At 65.2% G+C, this 16501-nt stretch carries 16 protein-coding genes; all 16 read left to right on the plus strand.

Features of this window, described 5'->3' with window-relative positions; all coding sequences use genetic code 11:
- Positions 1–102: 102 nt before the first annotated feature.
- The 16 genes from secY (at position 103) to PHA8399_RS07860 (ending at position 16415) form a co-directional block, all read left to right on the plus strand.
- A complete protein-coding gene (gene secY, locus PHA8399_RS07785; protein ID WP_058285598.1) occupies positions 103–1467 on the plus strand; it encodes a preprotein translocase subunit SecY in 1365 nt (454 codons plus the stop codon).
- Entirely contained in the window at positions 1464–2111 is a 648-nt protein-coding gene (locus tag PHA8399_RS07790; protein WP_058285599.1) for an adenylate kinase, read from the plus strand. Before secY ends, PHA8399_RS07790 begins: the two co-directional genes overlap by 4 nt.
- Before the next feature lie 71 nt (positions 2112–2182).
- On the plus strand, positions 2183–2578 hold the full coding sequence (locus PHA8399_RS07795) for a hypothetical protein (RefSeq protein ID WP_058285600.1): 396 nt from the start codon (positions 2183–2185) through the stop codon (positions 2576–2578).
- Between the two features lie 223 nt (positions 2579–2801).
- Positions 2802–3170, plus strand: a complete 369-nt coding sequence (gene rpsM, locus PHA8399_RS07800; RefSeq protein ID WP_008557298.1) for a 30S ribosomal protein S13 — start codon at positions 2802–2804, stop codon at positions 3168–3170.
- Positions 3171–3184: 14 nt separating this feature from the next.
- On the plus strand, positions 3185–3574 hold the full coding sequence (rpsK, locus tag PHA8399_RS07805; protein WP_008553560.1) for a 30S ribosomal protein S11: 390 nt from the start codon (positions 3185–3187) through the stop codon (positions 3572–3574).
- A gap of 113 nt (positions 3575–3687) precedes the next feature.
- The gene (locus tag PHA8399_RS07810) at positions 3688–4704 is read left to right on the plus strand and encodes a DNA-directed RNA polymerase subunit alpha (RefSeq protein ID WP_058285601.1); all 1017 of its coding nucleotides are present in this window, start codon (positions 3688–3690) and stop codon (positions 4702–4704) included.
- 143 nt (positions 4705–4847) lie between these two features.
- On the plus strand, positions 4848–5276 hold the full coding sequence (gene rplQ / locus PHA8399_RS07815) for a 50S ribosomal protein L17 (RefSeq protein WP_058285602.1): 429 nt from the start codon (positions 4848–4850) through the stop codon (positions 5274–5276).
- 172 nt (positions 5277–5448) lie between these two features.
- Positions 5449–7851, plus strand: coding sequence for a CHASE3 domain-containing protein (locus tag PHA8399_RS07820; RefSeq protein WP_058285603.1), 2403 nt, complete (start codon positions 5449–5451; stop codon positions 7849–7851).
- Between the two features lie 279 nt (positions 7852–8130).
- Positions 8131–9210 (plus strand): 3-deoxy-7-phosphoheptulonate synthase, encoded by a 1080-nt coding sequence (locus PHA8399_RS07825; protein WP_058285604.1) that lies wholly within the window; start codon positions 8131–8133, stop codon positions 9208–9210.
- A gap of 304 nt (positions 9211–9514) precedes the next feature.
- Complete coding sequence (locus PHA8399_RS07830; protein WP_058285605.1) at positions 9515–10906, plus strand: trypsin-like peptidase domain-containing protein; 1392 nt, start codon at positions 9515–9517, stop codon at positions 10904–10906.
- Positions 10906–12228 carry a replication-associated recombination protein A gene (locus tag PHA8399_RS07835; RefSeq protein WP_058285606.1) on the plus strand — a complete coding sequence of 441 codons (1323 nt, stop codon included), beginning with the start codon at positions 10906–10908 and terminating at the stop codon, positions 12226–12228. The genes PHA8399_RS07830 and PHA8399_RS07835 overlap by 1 nt, the downstream gene beginning before the upstream one ends.
- 144 nt (positions 12229–12372) lie before the next feature.
- Positions 12373–12753 (plus strand): fluoride efflux transporter CrcB, encoded by a 381-nt coding sequence (gene crcB, locus PHA8399_RS07840; RefSeq protein WP_058285607.1) that lies wholly within the window; start codon positions 12373–12375, stop codon positions 12751–12753.
- Positions 12750–13796: an RluA family pseudouridine synthase gene (locus PHA8399_RS07845; RefSeq protein WP_058285608.1), complete on the plus strand. Its 1047-nt coding sequence runs from the start codon at positions 12750–12752 to the stop codon at positions 13794–13796. The genes crcB and PHA8399_RS07845 overlap by 4 nt, the downstream gene beginning before the upstream one ends.
- Positions 13793–14461 (plus strand): HAD family hydrolase, encoded by a 669-nt coding sequence (locus PHA8399_RS07850; RefSeq protein WP_058285609.1) that lies wholly within the window; start codon positions 13793–13795, stop codon positions 14459–14461. Before PHA8399_RS07845 ends, PHA8399_RS07850 begins: the two co-directional genes overlap by 4 nt.
- Before the next feature lie 3 nt (positions 14462–14464).
- Positions 14465–15169, plus strand: coding sequence for an ATP12 family chaperone protein (locus tag PHA8399_RS07855; RefSeq protein WP_058285610.1), 705 nt, complete (start codon positions 14465–14467; stop codon positions 15167–15169).
- Positions 15170–15398: 229 nt separating this feature from the next.
- A complete protein-coding gene (locus PHA8399_RS07860; protein ID WP_058285611.1) occupies positions 15399–16415 on the plus strand; it encodes an amino acid ABC transporter substrate-binding protein in 1017 nt (338 codons plus the stop codon).
- Positions 16416–16501 lie beyond the last annotated feature (86 nt).

Consider the following 16501-nt stretch of genomic DNA (forward strand, 5'->3'; position numbering starts at 1 on the left):
GAGCGGCGCCAATGCCGCATACATAGGCCTAAGTTTTCCTAGAACGCCGCCCGAGCCGGAAAACGGTTCCGGGCGGCGTTTCGCTAAAGAAGAGACCTTTTCATGGTATCAGCAGCAGAACAAATGGCGGCGAACACCAGCTGGGCTGCCCTTGGCAAGGCCACGGATCTGCGCAACCGCATCCTGTTCACCATCGGCCTTTTGATTGTCTACCGCCTGGGCACCTTCATTCCGGTTCCCGGCATCGACGCAGCCGCCCTGCGCCAGTTCATGGAGCAGGCAGGCCAGGGCATCGGCGGCATGGTGTCGATGTTCACCGGCGGCGCGCTTGGCCGGATGGGGATCTTTGCCCTCGGCATCATGCCCTATATCTCCGCCTCCATTATCGTTCAGCTTCTGACCTCGATGGTGCCCGCGCTTGAGCAGCTCAAGAAAGAGGGCGAGCAGGGCCGCAAGAAGATCAACCAGTACACCCGCTACGGCACCGTGCTGCTGGCGACCGCGCAGGCCTACGGCCTTGCCGTGTCGCTGGAGCAGGGCGACCTGGCGACCGATCCGGGCATGTATTTCCGCATGGCCTGCATGATCACCCTGGTCGGCGGCACCATGTTCCTGATGTGGCTGGGCGAGCAGATCACCCAGCGCGGCATCGGCAACGGCATCTCTCTGATCATCTTCGTCGGCATCATCGCCGAGGTTCCGGCAGCGATTGCCCAGTTCTTCGCCTCCGGCCGCTCCGGCGCGATCAGCCCCGCGGTGATCATCGGCGTGATCCTGATGGTCGTGGCCGTGATCATGTTCGTGGTGTTCATGGAGCGCGCGCTGCGCAAGATCCACATCCAGTACCCGCGCCGCCAGGTCGGCATGAAGGTCTATGACGGCGGCTCCTCGCATCTGCCGGTCAAGGTGAACCCGGCGGGCGTGATCCCGGCGATCTTCGCCTCCTCGCTGCTCTTGCTGCCGACCACCATCTCGGCGTTCTCGTCCGGCGCTGCGACCGGTCCGGTGATGTCCTGGCTGCTGGCCAACTTCGGACCCGGCCAGCCGCTGTACCTGTTGTTCTTCGTCGCGATGATCGTGTTCTTTGCGTACTTCTACACCTTCAACGTCTCCTTCAAGCCGGAGGACGTGGCGAACAACCTGAAGAACCAGAACGGCTTTGTTCCCGGCATCCGCCCCGGCAAGAAGACCGCCGAATACATCGAATACGTGGTCAACCGCATCCTGGTTCTGGGCTCCGGCTACCTGGCGCTGGTCTGCCTGCTGCCGGAGGTCCTCCGCGGCCAATTCGCCATCCCGGTATATTTTGGCGGCACGTCCGTTCTGATTGTGGTATCCGTCACCATGGACACAATCCAGCAGGTGCAAAGCCACCTCCTCGCGCATCAGTATGAGGGCCTTATCGAGAAGAGCCAGCTGCGCGGGCGCAACAAGAAACGGACAAAACGGGGACCCTCTCGCCGATGACCAACATTATTCTCCTTGGCCCGCCTGGTGCGGGCAAAGGCACGCAGGCGCGCTATCTTGTGGAAAGCCGCGGCATGGTGCAGCTCAGCACCGGTGACATGCTGCGCGAGGCCCAGACCTCGGGCACCGATATGGGCAAGAAGGTTGCCGCCATCATGGCCGAGGGCAAGCTGGTCACCGACCAGATCGTGATCGGCCTGATCCGCGAGAAGCTGCAGGGCGGCGCCGAGGGCGGCTTTATCTTCGACGGCTTCCCGCGCACCCTGGCCCAGGCCGACGCGCTGGCCAAGCTGCTCGATGAGATGGACCTGAAGCTTGACGCCGTGATCGAGATGCAGGTGGATGACGAGGCGCTGGTCGCCCGCATCACCGGCCGCTCCACCTGCGGCGGCTGCGGCGAGGTCTACCACGACCAGACCAAACCCTGGCCCGCGGACGGCAAATGCGCCAACTGCGGCTCCACCGAGGTCAAGCGCCGGGCGGACGACAATGAGGACAGCCTCAAGACCCGCCTGATGGAATACTACAAGAAGACTTCGCCGCTGATCGGCTACTACTACGCCAAGGGCAACCTCCAGCGCATCGACGGCCTCGCCTCGATCGAGGAAGTGCGCAAGAACATGGCCTGGATCATGGGCGAATAACCCGCCCGTTTACCGGTTCGAAGTGTCCCGTGCTGCATAAGCACGGGGCATTTTCATTTCCGGAGGCCCCGATGCCCGCACCCTGTCTGCAACTGTCCGCCGCATGTGCCGCGATGATTGCCCTGTCCGGCCCGTTGTCTGCACAGCAGCTCTATCTTGATGATGCCGCTGCCTGCGACCGTGTGCTGATCAGCGAGGACGGGGTTCTGGACTATGCAGCCGAGGGCGGCTTGATCCTGGACAGCAGCGGCTTCAACTCGATGGAATATTTTTGCAGCTTCCAGCCGCCGATCCGGTTTGGCCAGCGCAGCTACAGCGCAACCGATCACACGGGCCGCTGCGAACTGCCGGGGCCGCAGTACTTCCCGCAGCTGTTCACGATTGTACTGGACCCGGAGGAGCCGGGCACAGTATCCATCTGGATGGGCGAGGCTGAGCCGCTGCGCTTCTTTGCCTGCAGCAGCTGACGGGGCAGGGGCAGCCTTCCGCGTTTTCGCAGATCACGGGTTGACCCTCGCGGTAATTCCACATAGGCAACCCCATCCCTTCTGGGAATGATTCCCGGCGGATGGATTCGTCTGTCTGCCTTACCACCTCGAAATGCTGGACCCTCTGGCCACACTGCCACGGTCAAGTGTTGTGAAAAAAGGTTCCGGCGTTACGGAACCGCAACGAAAAGGAAAGTGACACGTGGCACGTATTGCCGGCGTTAACATCCCGACTGCAAAGCGGGTTCCCATCGCCCTCACCTATATCACCGGTATCGGCAACACCTCGGCGAAAGCGATCTGCGACGCCGTTGGCATCGACCCGACCCGCCGTGTGAACGAACTGTCCGACGCTGAAGTTCTGGCCGTGCGCGAGCACATCGACGCCAACTACACCGTCGAAGGCGACCTGCGCCGTGAAGTGCAGATGAACATCAAGCGCCTGATGGACCTCGGCTGCTACCGTGGCCTGCGCCACCGCCGCAACCTGCCGGTCCGCGGTCAGCGTACCCATACCAACGCCCGCACCCGCAAGGGCCCGGCGAAGCCGATCGCCGGCAAGAAGAAGTAAGGGAGGCTTGATCAATGGCACGCGATAAATCCCGCATTAAGCGTAAAGAGCGCAAGAACATCGCCACCGGCGTTGCTCACGTGAACTCTTCGTTCAACAACACCAAGATCCTGATCTCCGACGTGCAGGGCAACGCGATCTCCTGGTCGTCGGCCGGCACCATGGGCTTCAAAGGCTCGCGGAAATCGACCCCCTATGCCGCTCAGATGGCTGCAGAAGATGCAGGCAAGAAGGCACAGGAACACGGTGTGAAGACCCTGGAAGTCGAAGTTCAGGGCCCCGGTTCGGGCCGTGAATCGGCGCTGCGCGCGCTGGCCGCTGTCGGTTTCAACATCACCTCGATCCGTGATGTGACCCCGATCGCACACAACGGCTGCCGCCCGCCGAAGCGCCGCCGCGTCTAATCCGCATTTTTTGCTGGGGCCCCGCTTGATTCGCAGGGCCCCAGTGCGTCATTTAAACCTCGGGCGTCCTTGGCCTTCCGGACATGGGGCAAGGACAGGAATGGAGGGAACGCATGATCCACAAGAACTGGGCAGAGCTGATCAAGCCGGCACAGCTGGAAGTGAAGCCGGGCAACGATCCTGCACGCCAGGCAACCGTTGTTGCAGAGCCGCTGGAACGCGGTTTCGGCCTGACCCTGGGCAACGCGCTGCGCCGCGTGCTGATGAGCTCGCTGCAAGGCGCCGCCATCACCAGCGTGCAGATCGACAACGTGCTGCACGAGTTTTCCAGCGTCGCAGGTGTGCGTGAAGACGTCACCGACATCATCCTGAACCTCAAGCAGGTCTCCCTGCGCATGGAAGTCGAAGGCCCCAAGCGCCTGTCGATCAATGCCAAGGGCCCGGCAGTCGTCACCGCAGGCGACATTGCTGAGACCTCCGGCATCGAGGTTCTGAACCGCGATCACGTGATCTGCCACCTGGACGACGGCGCCGACCTGTTCATGGAACTGACCGTGAACACCGGCAAGGGCTATGTCTCTGCAGACAAGAACAAGCCGGAAGACGCACCGATCGGCCTGATCCCGATCGACGCGATCTACTCGCCGGTCAAGAAGGTCTCCTATGACGTTCAGCCGACCCGTGAGGGCCAGGTGCTGGACTATGACAAGCTGACCATGAAGGTGGAAACCGACGGCTCCATCACCCCCGATGACGCCGTGGCCTTTGCTGCCCGCATCCTGCAGGACCAGCTGGGCATCTTCGTCAACTTCGACGAGCCGGAATCGGCTGGCCGCCAGGACGAGGACGATGGTCTGGAGTTCAACCCGCTTCTGCTGAAGAAAGTGGACGAGCTGGAACTGTCGGTGCGTTCGGCAAACTGCCTGAAGAACGACAACATCGTCTATATCGGCGACCTGATACAGAAGACCGAAGCGGAGATGCTGCGCACCCCGAACTTCGGCCGCAAGTCGCTGAACGAGATCAAGGAAGTGCTGTCGGGCATGGGCCTGCACCTTGGCATGGACGTCGAGGACTGGCCGCCGGACAACATCGAAGATCTGGCCAAAAAGTTCGAAGACAGCTTCTAAGGCATGTCTTTGAGGGGAGGGCCAAGGTCCTCCCCGATACATTCCCGGGTTTGGCCGGGGACAATCGGGCACCTGCCCCAAGGAGAGCAGCTGACACGCATCAGCCGCCTGACAAAGCAAAACGCAAGACAAGGAACTGAAAAATGCGTCACGCACGTGGTTACCGCCGCCTGAACCGTACTCATGAGCACCGCAAGGCCCTGTTCTCCAACATGGCCGGCTCGCTGATCGAGCACGAGCAGATCAAGACCACCCTGCCCAAAGCAAAAGAACTGCGCCCGATCGTTGAAAAACTGATCACTCTGGCGAAGCGCGGCGATCTGCACGCCCGCCGTCAGGCAGCTTCCAAGCTGAAAGAGGACAAGGACGTCGCAAAACTGTTCGAGGTTCTGGGCCCGCGCTACAAGGACCGTCAGGGCGGCTATGTCCGTGTCCTGAAGGCCGGCTTCCGCTATGGCGACATGGCTCCGATGGCGATCATCGAGTTCGTCGACCGCGACGTTTCCGCCAAAGGCGCCGCCGACAAGGCCCGCCTGGCAGCAGAAGAAGCAGCCGCCGAAGCTGAAGAATAAGACGCGCTGACCCTATCGGGTTTGACTGTCTGGCCCCCGCTCCCCCGGAGCGGGGGTTTTTCGTGACGCGACGACAATCTGCGGATGTTTTGGATTCACTTTTTGTGCGAAAGAGAATCGTAATTTTATTCTGATTTCACTGCCGTATCCCTTTAGTTCCGGATCGGTCGTGATGAAAAAGAAGAACCCTCCCGCAGCCAGGCGGTTTTCCCTGGCAAACCTCAGTACGAAAACAAAAATCGTTTCGGTGGCCCTGTTTCCGCTGCTGCTGGTGCTTGGCGTCGGCGTGATGGCAGTTCTGGACCTGGGCCGTATGGAGAAGACCTCCAAGGCGGTCGATCATACCGGACGGATCCTGAGCGAGTCGCAATCGCTGGCTGTGGCGGCGCTGGACATGGAAGCCGGGCTGCGCGGCTACCTGCTGGCCGGGCGGGAAGAGTTTCTGGTGCCCTATGAGGCAGGCCAGGCTGACCTGGCAGAGGCGCTGACGGCGCTCAAGGCCCTGGCGGCGGATGATCCCCAAATGCTGGCGGACCTGAAGGAGGCGGAACAGATCCTGGCCGGCTGGCAGGAGAACGTGGCCGCTGGCGCCATCGACCTGCGCCGCGAAATCGGCGACGCCATGAGCATGAACGACATGGCGGACGCGGTGAAGAAGTCCAAGGGCCGGGTCCTGTTTGATGAGTTCCGCGCCGAAGTCGGCAAGATCATCGCGGACGAGGAGGTGGAGCTTGCCAACCGCCGCAACATCTTCTCCTCGCTGGTCAATGCCGGGATCGCCGATCCGGATTATCTGAGCGCCTCGCTGGAAGAGGTGGAAGAGGCCCATGAGGTGATCAGCACCGCCAAGGACCTTCTGGCCGCCGCCGTCGACATGGAAACCGGCGTGCGCGGCTTCCTGCTGGCGGGCGACCGGGCGTTTCTGGACCCCTATATGGAAGGCAACGAGCGCTTCAACGAGATCCTGGCAGACCTGCGGTTGGCCTTCACGGACAAGCTGATGCAGACCAACCGCCTGAACACCGTGGCTGAGATCATCGGCAACTGGCGCAATGACGTGGTGGTGCCGATGCTGCAGCTGCGCCGGGTGATCGGCAGCGCCGCCACCATGGATGACATGGCCGACCGGGTCGCCGAAGGGCAGGGCAAGGCGTATTTCGACCGCTTCCGCGAAACCCTGGCCTCGCTGCAGGCCCGCGGCGCTGAGACCATGGCCGCCCGCCGCGCCGCCAGCGACGAGATCGCGGCACAAACCCGGATCATGATTCCCGCCGCCATCGGCGCGGCGATTCTGATCGGCGCGGTGATGGCGCTGGTCACCAGCTCCGGCATCGCGTCCGGCATCCGCCGCATCGTGGTGTCGATGCGCGGACTGGCCGAAGGCAACAATGCAGTGGAGATTCACGGCCAGGAGCGCGGCGACGAAGTCGGCGACATGGCCCGCGCGCTGGAGAAGTTCCGCGACGAGCTGGTGCGGATGCAGGAAGCCGAACAGCAGAAGGCGCAAAGCAAGGACGCGGAGCTGGCCGGCGTGGTGCAGGAGCTGAGCGAGCGCCTGTCCCGGCTGTCGCACGGCGATCTGACCATCCGCATCGAAGACCCCTTCCCGGAGGAGTACGAGCAGCTGCGGGCGGACTTCAACGGCTCGATCGACAACCTCACCGCCACCGTGCAGGAGGTGATCGGCGCTTCGGCCAGCATCCGCAATGGTGCCGCCGAGATCAGCCAGGCCTCCGACGACCTGTCGCACCGCACCGAAAGCCAGGCCGCGACGCTGGAGGAGACCGCCGCCGCCATCGACGAGCTGACCGCCAGCGTGCGTTCGGCAGCGGAAGGCGCGCGCAACGTCGAGACCACGGTGCGGGAGGCCCGCCAGGAGGCCGAAAGCAGCGGCGAGGTGGTGCAGGATGCGGTGACCGCGATGAGCGGCATCGAGGACAGCTCCAACAAGATCTCGCAGATCATCTCGGTGATCGACGACATCGCCTTCCAGACCAACCTGCTGGCGCTGAATGCCGGCGTCGAGGCCGCCCGCGCGGGCGAGGCGGGCCGCGGCTTTGCGGTCGTCGCCAGCGAGGTGCGCGCCCTGGCGCAGCGCTCCTCGGATGCGGCGATGGAGATCAAGGCGCTGATCGGCGACAGCTCGCGCCAGGTGGCGGAAGGCGTGGATCTGGTGGGCCGCGCCGGTCAGGCGCTGCAGTCCATCGCCGGCCGGGTCAGCCATATCTCGCAGCTGGTGTCGGAGATCGCCGAGGGCGCAGCGGAGCAGTCCACCGGCCTGCATGAGATCAACACCGGTGTGACCCAGCTGGACCAGGTGACCCAGCAGAACGCGGCGATGGTGGAGCAGGCCACCGCCGCAGGCCACATGCTGAACACCGATGCGATCAAGCTGGCCGAACTGGTGGCGCGCTTCCAGGTGGACGGCAGCGCCGCCGCGCCTGCCGCCCCGGCGGCGCCGGCGCCGTCTGCCCACGGCGGCGATGACTGGGAGATCGAGGCCAGCCCGCTGCCCGCCGCAGCCATGCCCGCGGCAGAGGGCAATGCCGCCCGCGATCTGTGGCAGGATTTCTGACCCGCTCCAGCCGGCAAAGCAGGCCCTCCCGCGCGGAGGGCCTGCTGCCATTTTCCGGGGTGACAGGGGGGCGAATCTCCGCTAGCGTCCGGCCCATGACCCGCACTTACGCCGCATTCTGGTATTTCTTTTATCCGCGCCACATGGCGGACGGAGGGGTCAGCGCATTCTGAAAACCAGGATCGGAACGCACCAGGATACCACCAACCGCCCGCAGCCCGCAGGCGGTTTTTTTGTATCCGCCGCAGCGCCCAGGGCCCCCGCCAAGGAAGCTGAAACATGACACCCCAGACCGAAAACCTCCGCATCACCGGCATGCAGGAACTGATCTCGCCCGAAGACCTCGCCGCGCAGCTGCCTTCAACGGCAGCGGTGACCGATACTGTGCTGGCCAGCCGCACCGCCATTCAGGACGTGCTGCACGGCCGCGGCGACCGGGTGATCGCCATCGTCGGCCCCTGCTCGGTGCATGACCCCAAGGCGGCGATGGACTATGCCCGCCGCCTGGCGCCGCTGCGCGAACGGCTGGCCGGTGAGCTGGAAATCGTGATGCGGGTCTACTTCGAGAAGCCCCGCACCATCAGCGGCTGGAAAGGGCTGATCAACGACCCCGGCCTCGACGGCTCCTTCCGCATCAACGAGGGGCTGGGGCTGGCGCGCCGCCTGTGCCTGGACATCAACGCCCTGGGCCTGCCGGTCGGCACCGAGTTCCTGGATACCGCGGTGCCGCAGTACATCTCCGATCTGGTCGCCTGGGCCGCCATCGGCGCCCGCACCACCGAAAGCCAGATCCACCGCGAGATGGCCTCCGGCCTCAGCTGCCCGGTGGGCTTCAAGAACGGCACCCGCGGCAATGTGCAGATCGCGGTGGACGCGGTGCGCTCGGCGGCCCATCCGCATCATTTCATGGCGCTGGCGAAATCGGGGCGGGCGGCAATCGCGGCCACCAGCGGCAACCCCGACGGCCACCTGATCCTGCGCGGCGGCGGCGGCACCAATTATGACGCGGCCTCGGTCGATGCGGCCTGCAATCTGGCGGAGAAGGACGGCATCCGCGGCCATGTGATGATTGACGCCAGCCACGCCAACAGCGGCAAGGACCCGATGCGCCAGCCCGCCGTGCTGCGCGATGTGGCGGCCCAGATCGCCGCGGGCGACAGCCGCATCACCGGCGTGATGGTCGAAAGCCACCTGGTGGCGGGCCGCCAGGATCTGGGCAAGGGAGAGCTGACCTACGGCCAGTCCATCACCGACGGCTGCCTGGGCTGGGAGGACACCGTGGCCGAGCTGGAGCATCTGGCCGCAGCGGTCGCCAAGCGCCGCATGGTGGCGGCGCAGCGGGAGCTGGCCGAGGCCTGAGGCCCGCCGCAAGAGAACGCGCCGGGCGGCGCGTGCCTCCGGCGGGGAGTATTTCGGGAAAGATGAAGGGCCGGCGCCTTGTCCGGCCGCCCGCTTCTTCTGGCTGGAAATATCCCGGGGTGAATTGGCCGTGAGGCCAAGAGGGGCAGCGCCCCTCTTTCCTCTGGCCTGCGGGGCAGCGCCCCTCTTTCCCTTGGCCTGCGGGACAGCGCGCCTCCGCCGCGGTGCGGCCCGGGCCGCCTGCCGCCTTGCAATCCGCGCGCGCACTCCGCATATCCTTCGGGCAACACTTGCTGGAGTCCACATGATCCGTCCCGCGCTCACTGCCCTTGCCATCGTTCTTGCCCTGCCTGCCGCCGCTGAAACGCGGGTGCCGCAAAGCCAGGCGGAGATCGCGCTGGGGTTTGCGCCGCTGGTCAAGGAGGCGGCGCCGGCGGTGGTGAATATTTACGCCAAGGTGGTGCGCCAGGTGCAGCAGCGCCGCCGCTCGCCGTTCATGAACGATCCGTTCTTCGATGATTTCTTCCGCGGCTTTGCCGAGCCGCAGCCGCGGGTGGAAAACTCGCTCGGCTCCGGGGTGATCCTGTCGGCGGACGGCATCGTGGTCTCCAATTACCATGTCGTCGGCAGCGCCACCGAAATCCGCGTGGTGACCGCAGACAGGCGCGAATACAATGCGCGGGTGATCCTGGGCGACAAGGCCAGCGACCTGGCGATCCTGCAGCTGGAAGAGGCCGAAGGCCTGCCGCATCTGGACCTGCGCAACAGTGACGAGGTGCAGGTGGGCGAGCTGGCGCTGGCGATCGGCAACCCGTTCGGGGTGGGGCAGACCGTCAGCAGCGGCATCATCTCGGGGCTGGCGCGCACCGGCATGGGGGCGGGCGATGGCTTTGGCTATTACATCCAGACCGACGCGCCGATCAATCCGGGCAACTCCGGCGGCGCGCTGATCGACGTCAATGGAGACCTCATTGGCATCAACACCCGCATCCTGTCGCGCTCCGGCGGCTCCAACGGCATCGGCTTTGCGATTCCCGCCAATCTGGTGAAGGAATTCGTCGCGCAGGCCCGCAGCGGCGCGGAAGAGTTTCAGCGCCCCTGGGCGGGCATGGCGGGCCAGCCGGTGGATGCGGATCTGGCGGCCTCTCTCGGGATGGACCTGCCGGAGGGCATGGTGGTCTCGGATCTGCACGCCGAAAGCCCCTTTGCCAAGGCGGGGTTCCGGGCGGGCGACGTGATCACCCATGTGGACGGCGAGGTGGTGAATTCGCCCTCGGAAATGGTGTTCCGCATGTCGGTGGCGGGGCTTGGCGATATGTCCGTCATCACCCGCCTGCGCGGCGGCGCCCGCGAGGAGATCGAGGTGCCGATGATCGTGGCGCCCGACCAGCCGCCCGCTAACCCGGTGCAGCTGGATGAGAAAACCGCGCTGCCCGGGCTGACCGTGGCGCGGGTCAATCCGCAGGTGATCGCCCGCCTCGGCCTGCCCCTGTCGGCGGAGGGCGTGGTGGTCACCGACCCCGGCCCCTATGCCGGGCGCGGCGGGGTGCAGGCGGGCGACCAGCTGCTGGCAGTGAATGGCCAGGCAGTGGCCAGCACCGACGACGTCTATGCAATTCTCGCGGGCAGCGGCCGCTGGATCCAGCTGGACCTGAACCGGCACGGCCGCCGCATGGCGCTGAGGTTCCGGCTCTGATGGCGGATCTGTTCGGCAGCCCTGCGTCTGCGGACGCCGCTGCGCAGCAGCCCGCGCCGAACCGGCCGCTGGCCGACCGGCTGCGGCCGCAGTCGCTGGGCGAGGTGATCGGCCAGGAACAGGTGCTGGGGCCAGAGGCGCCCTTGGGGGTGATGCTGGCCTCCGGCTCGCTGTCGTCGCTGATCTTCTGGGGGCCGCCGGGGGTGGGCAAGACCACCATCGCGCGGCTGCTGGCCAAGGAGACCGATCTGCATTTCGTGCAGATCTCGGCGATCTTCACCGGCGTTCCGGAACTTAGGAAGGTGTTCGAGGCCGCGAAGATCCGCCGCCAGAACGGGCAGGGCACGCTCTTGTTCGTGGATGAGATCCACCGCTTCAACAAGGCCCAGCAGGACGGCTTCCTGCCGCATATGGAGGATGGCACCATCCTCTTGGTTGGGGCGACGACCGAAAACCCCTCGTTTGAACTCAATGCCGCTGTGCTCAGCCGCAGCCAGGTGCTGGTGCTGGAGCGGCTGTCGCTGGGTGATCTGGAGCGCCTGACCCAGCGCGCCGAGAAGGAGCTGGGCCGCGCCCTGCCGCTGTCGGGCGATGCCCGCGATGCGCTGCAGGGGATGGCCGACGGCGACGGCCGGGCGCTCCTGAACCTGATCGAGCAGGTCGCTGCGTGGAAGGTGGAGGCGCCCTTGGGGCGCGAGGCGCTGTCAAACCGGCTGATGCGCCGGGCGGCCAAGTTCGACAAGTCCGGCGACGAGCATTACAACCTGATCTCCGCCTTGCATAAGTCCATCCGCGGCTCCGATCCGGATGCCGCGCTTTACTGGCTGGGGCGGATGCTGGAGGGCGGCGAGGATCCGCGGTTTCTGGCCCGGCGGCTGACGATGATGTCGACCGAGGACATCGGCATGGCCGACCCGCAGGCCAATACCGTCTGCCTCAATGCCTGGCAGACCTATGAGCGCCTTGGCAGCCCGGAGGGCGAGCTGGCGCTGGCCAATGCCGCGGTCTACCTGGCGCTGGCGCCGAAATCCAACGCGGTTTACGTGGGCATCAAGGCGGCGCGGCGGCTGGCCAAGCAGACCGGCAGCGCGCCGCCGCCCAAGCATATCCTGAACGCGCCGACCAAGCTGATGTCGGAGCAGGGCTATGGCGAGGGCTATGCCTATGACCACGACGCGGAGGACGGGTTCTCCGGCCAGAATTACTTCCCCGACGGGGTGAAGCGGCCGGTGCTGTATCAGCCGGTGGAGCGGGGGTTTGAGCGTGAGCTGAAGCGGCGGAATGACTATTTCGCGAATCTCAGGCTGAAGCGGAACAAATGAGGCGGCTTTCCCCGGGGAAAGCCGCTGCCTCCGGCGGGAGTATTTCGGGAAAGATGAAAGGGCGGGCGTTGCAGTGGCAGCTCTGCAGCCCTTGCAACACGGGCAAAACTTGACATCCCTGCCTGCGCCGGCGACAGGACTGGGATGATTTTTTCGGTTTCCATGGTCGCGATCGGCGGCGCAATCGGGGCGGTATGCCGCTATCTGGCCGGGCTGGGCATCATCCGCCTGCTGGGGCATCACGATTTCCCGGTGGCGGTGATCACCGTGAACGTGATCGGCTCCTTCCTGATGGGGGTGTTTGTGGTGGCCGCCGCGATGCGCGGGCTGACCCATCTGAGCCCGCTGGTGATGACCGGGCTTCTGGGCGGGTTCACCACCTTCTCGGCGTTCTCGCTGGAGACCGCCAACCTGATCGAGCGCGGCGCCTTCGGGCAGGCGGCGCTCTATGTAGTTTTGTCCGTGGGCCTGTCGGTCGGCGGTCTGTTTCTCGGCCTGATGGCCGCAAGGGGAGTGTTCGCATGAGCGGCGTTCAGATGATTACCGTCAGCGAAGACGATGGCGGCCAGCGCATCGACCGCTGGCTGCGGCGGCTGTTTCCGCATGTGAACCAGGGCCGCATCGAGAAGATGTGCCGCAAGGGTGAGCTGCGGCTGGATGGTGCCCGTGTGAAGGCCAGCAGCCGCGTCGAGGCGGGGCAGGTGGTGCGGGTGCCGCCGCTGGCGGACAGCGACCTGAAACCGGCCGAGCCGCGCGCGATGAAAATCTCGGAGACGGATGCCAGGATGATCCAGTCCTGCGTCATCTACCGCGACGATGATGTGATCGTGCTGAACAAGCCCGCAGGGCTGGCGGTGCAGGGCGGCTCCGGCACCACCAAGCACGTGGACGGGCTGGCCGAGGCGCTGAAGTTCGGGCTGGAGGAAAAGCCCAAGCTGGTGCACCGGATCGACAAGGACACCTCCGGGGTCCTGGTGCTGGCGCGGAACCGCAAGGCGGCGCAGGCGCTGACCGCCGCCTTCCGCCACAAGAACACCCGCAAGATTTACTGGGCCTTGGTGGCCGGCGTGCCGACGCCCTATCTGGGCGAGATCAAGAACGGGCTGGTGAAGGCGCCGGGCCACGGCAAGTCCGGCGAAGGCGAGAAGATGATCAACGTGCATCCGCGCGACATCGACGACACGCCGGGCGCCAAGCGGGCGCATACGCTGTATGCCACGCTCTACCGTGTGGCCAGCCGCGCCGCCTGGGTGGCGATGGAGCCGATCACCGGGCGCACCCACCAGCTGCGGGCGCATATGTCGGGCATGGGCCATCCCATCGCCGGCGACGGCAAATACGGCGGCTCGGGGCAGGAGAACCTGGGCGACGGCTGGGGTGCGCAGATCGGCGGGGTGATCTCCAAGAAGCTGCATCTGCACGCGCGCCGGATGGTGTTTGAGCACCCGGTGACGCGCAAGCCGGTTTCGGTGGTGGCACCGCTGCCGGAGCATATGAAGGAAAGCTGGGAGACCTTCGGCTGGAGCGAGGACCTGGCGGCGGACGATCCGTTTGAGGACCTGAAGTGAGCGCACCGCTGCGGCTGATCCTGTTTGATGTCGATGGCACCCTGGCGGACAGCCAGGGCGCGATCACCGGCGCGATGGCGGAGGCGTTCGAGGGTGTGGGCCTGACGGTGCCGCCGCGCGAGGCGATCCTGTCGATTGTCGGCCTGTCGCTGCCGCTGGCGATGCGGGAGCTGGCGCCGGCCGAGGATGCCGCCACCGTTGAAGCGCTGGTGGAGGGCTACAAGTCTTCCTACATGCTGGCGCGCGAGGCGGCAGGGGCGGCGCATTCGCCGCTCTATCCCGGCACGCGGGAGATGCTGGCGGAGCTGAACGAGGTGCCGGAATACCTGCTGGGGGTTGCCACCGGCAAATCCCAGCGCGGCGTTGACGCGCTGATCGCGGCGCATGGGCTGACCTGTTTCGTGACCCGGCAGGTGGCGGATCATCATCCGTCGAAACCGCACCCCTCGATGATCCTGACAGCGATGGCAGAGACCGGGGTGGAGCGCGGCAGCACCGTGATGATCGGCGACACGCGGTTTGACATTGAAATGGGGCGCGCAGCGGGGGTCACCACCATCGCCGTGCCCTGGGGCTATCATCCGGCAGCGACACTGGGCGCCGATTACCTGATCCGCGATTTCGCGGAGCTGCGCCCGCTGCTGGCAGAGATCTGGAGAGGCTAAGAGATGAGCGGCTGGGCACAGAAACGGTTCTGGAAAGAGGTCTCGGTGGCGGAGACCGGCGGCGGGTTTGCGGTGGAACTGGACGGCCGCCGGGTCAAGACGCCCGCCAAGGCGCCGCTGATGCTGCCGACGCGGGACATGGCCGCGGCCATCGCCGCCGAGTGGGACGCGCAGACCGAATCAGTCGACCCGCTGGCGATGCCCTGCACCCGGTCGGCGAACGCCGCAATTGACAAGGTGACACATCAGCACAGCGAAGTGGCCGCCATGCTGGCCGAATACGGCGACAGCGATCTGCTGTGCTACCGCGCGGACGCGCCGGTTGAGCTGACGCTGCGGCAGGCGCAGGAATGGGATCCGGCGCTGGACTGGGCGGCAGAGACGCTGGGCGCGCGGCTGCAGCCCCGCATGGGCGTGCTGCATCAGCCGCAGGAGACCGCGGCGCTGGCGGTGCTGGCGGAAAGGGTCCGGGCGATGACGCCGTTCCAGCTGGCGGCGTTCCACGATTTGGTAGGGATTTCCGGCTCTTTGATCCTGGGCTTTGCCGCCGCGCATGGCTGGCGCAGCGCTGATGAGATCTGGCTGCTGTCGCGGCTGGACGAGCGCTGGCAGGAAGAGCAATGGGGCGCGGACGAGGAGGCCGCCGCCGCCGCCGCCGTCAAACGGCAGGAATTTCTGCACGCCAAACGCTTCTTCGATTTTTCCTGAGAACAGAAAATTACCAATTCGGGCCGCGTGGAGTAAAAATGTTTACTCCCGGTGCATTTGTGCGCATCCCGCCCATCGAATTTCCTGATAGCGGCCTTGACGTTTGTTGATGAATGCGCCCACACTCAGGCGCGAAAAAGGGGTAAACCCTTCTTCGGTCTCATTTCCGGCGGGGGATCGCCGGGTAATAAGAACCGCCGTACAGGCGGACTATCAGGAAGAGGTAAAAATGAAAAAAACCGTATTTTTGGGCGCTCTGACCGTTGCCGGTCTGGCGGCTGGCGCAGCTGCTGCCGGCACGCTGGATGACGTGAAAGCCCGCGGCAAGCTGAACTGCGGCGTCACCACCGGCCTGGTCGGATTTGCGGCCCCGAATGCGAATGGCGAATGGGAAGGTTTTGACGTTGCCGTGTGCCGGGCTGTGGCTGCAGCCGTTCTGGGCGACTCGACCGCTGTTGAATTCGTGCCGACCACCGGCAAGACCCGTTTCACCGCGCTGGCCTCCGGCGAGATCGACCTGCTGGCGCGCAACACCACCTGGACCTTCTCGCGCGATGTCGACCTGAAGTTCGAATTCGTGGGCGTGAACTATTATGACGGCCAGGGCTTCATGGTCCCGAAAGAGCTGGGCGTGTCCTCGGCCAAGGAACTGGACGGCGCCACTGTCTGCATCCAGACCGGCACCACCACCGAGCTGAACCTGGCGGACTTCTTCCGCTCCAACAACATCAGCTATGAGCCGGTTCCGATCGAAACCAACGCCGAAGCGCAGCAGCAGTACCTGGCTGGGTCCTGCGACGTCTACACCACCGACGCCTCCGGCCTGGCCGCAACCCGCGCCACCTTCGACGATCCGTCGGGCCACGTGATCCTGCCGGAAATCATCTCCAAAGAGCCGCTCGGCCCGCTGGTCCGCCATGGCGACCACGAATGGGGCGACGTTGTCCGCTGGAGCCTGATGGCGCTGATCGCGGCTGAAGAGCTGGGCATCACCTCGGCCAACATCAGCGAAATGGCAGCCGGCACCGACAACCCGGAAATCAACCGCCTGCTGGGCAGCGAAGGCACCCTGGGCGAGATGCTGGGCCTGGAAGCTGACTGGGCGCAAAAGGCTGTGGCCGCCGGCGGCAACTACGGTGAGATCTTTGCCAAGAACATCGGCGAAGACACCCCGGTCGGCCTGGCCCGCGGCCTGAACGCACAGTGGACCGAAGGCGGCCTGCTGTACGCTCCGCCGTTCCGCTAAACATACCACCGGGAGGGGCGCAGGACATTCCTGCGCCCTTTTCCTATCAGAAAAAAGCTCCGGTCCGCTGCGGAGCGGCGACAAAC

This window comes from Leisingera aquaemixtae, from assembly GCF_001458395.1.
Classification (GTDB): Bacteria; Pseudomonadota; Alphaproteobacteria; order Rhodobacterales; family Rhodobacteraceae; genus Leisingera; species Leisingera aquaemixtae.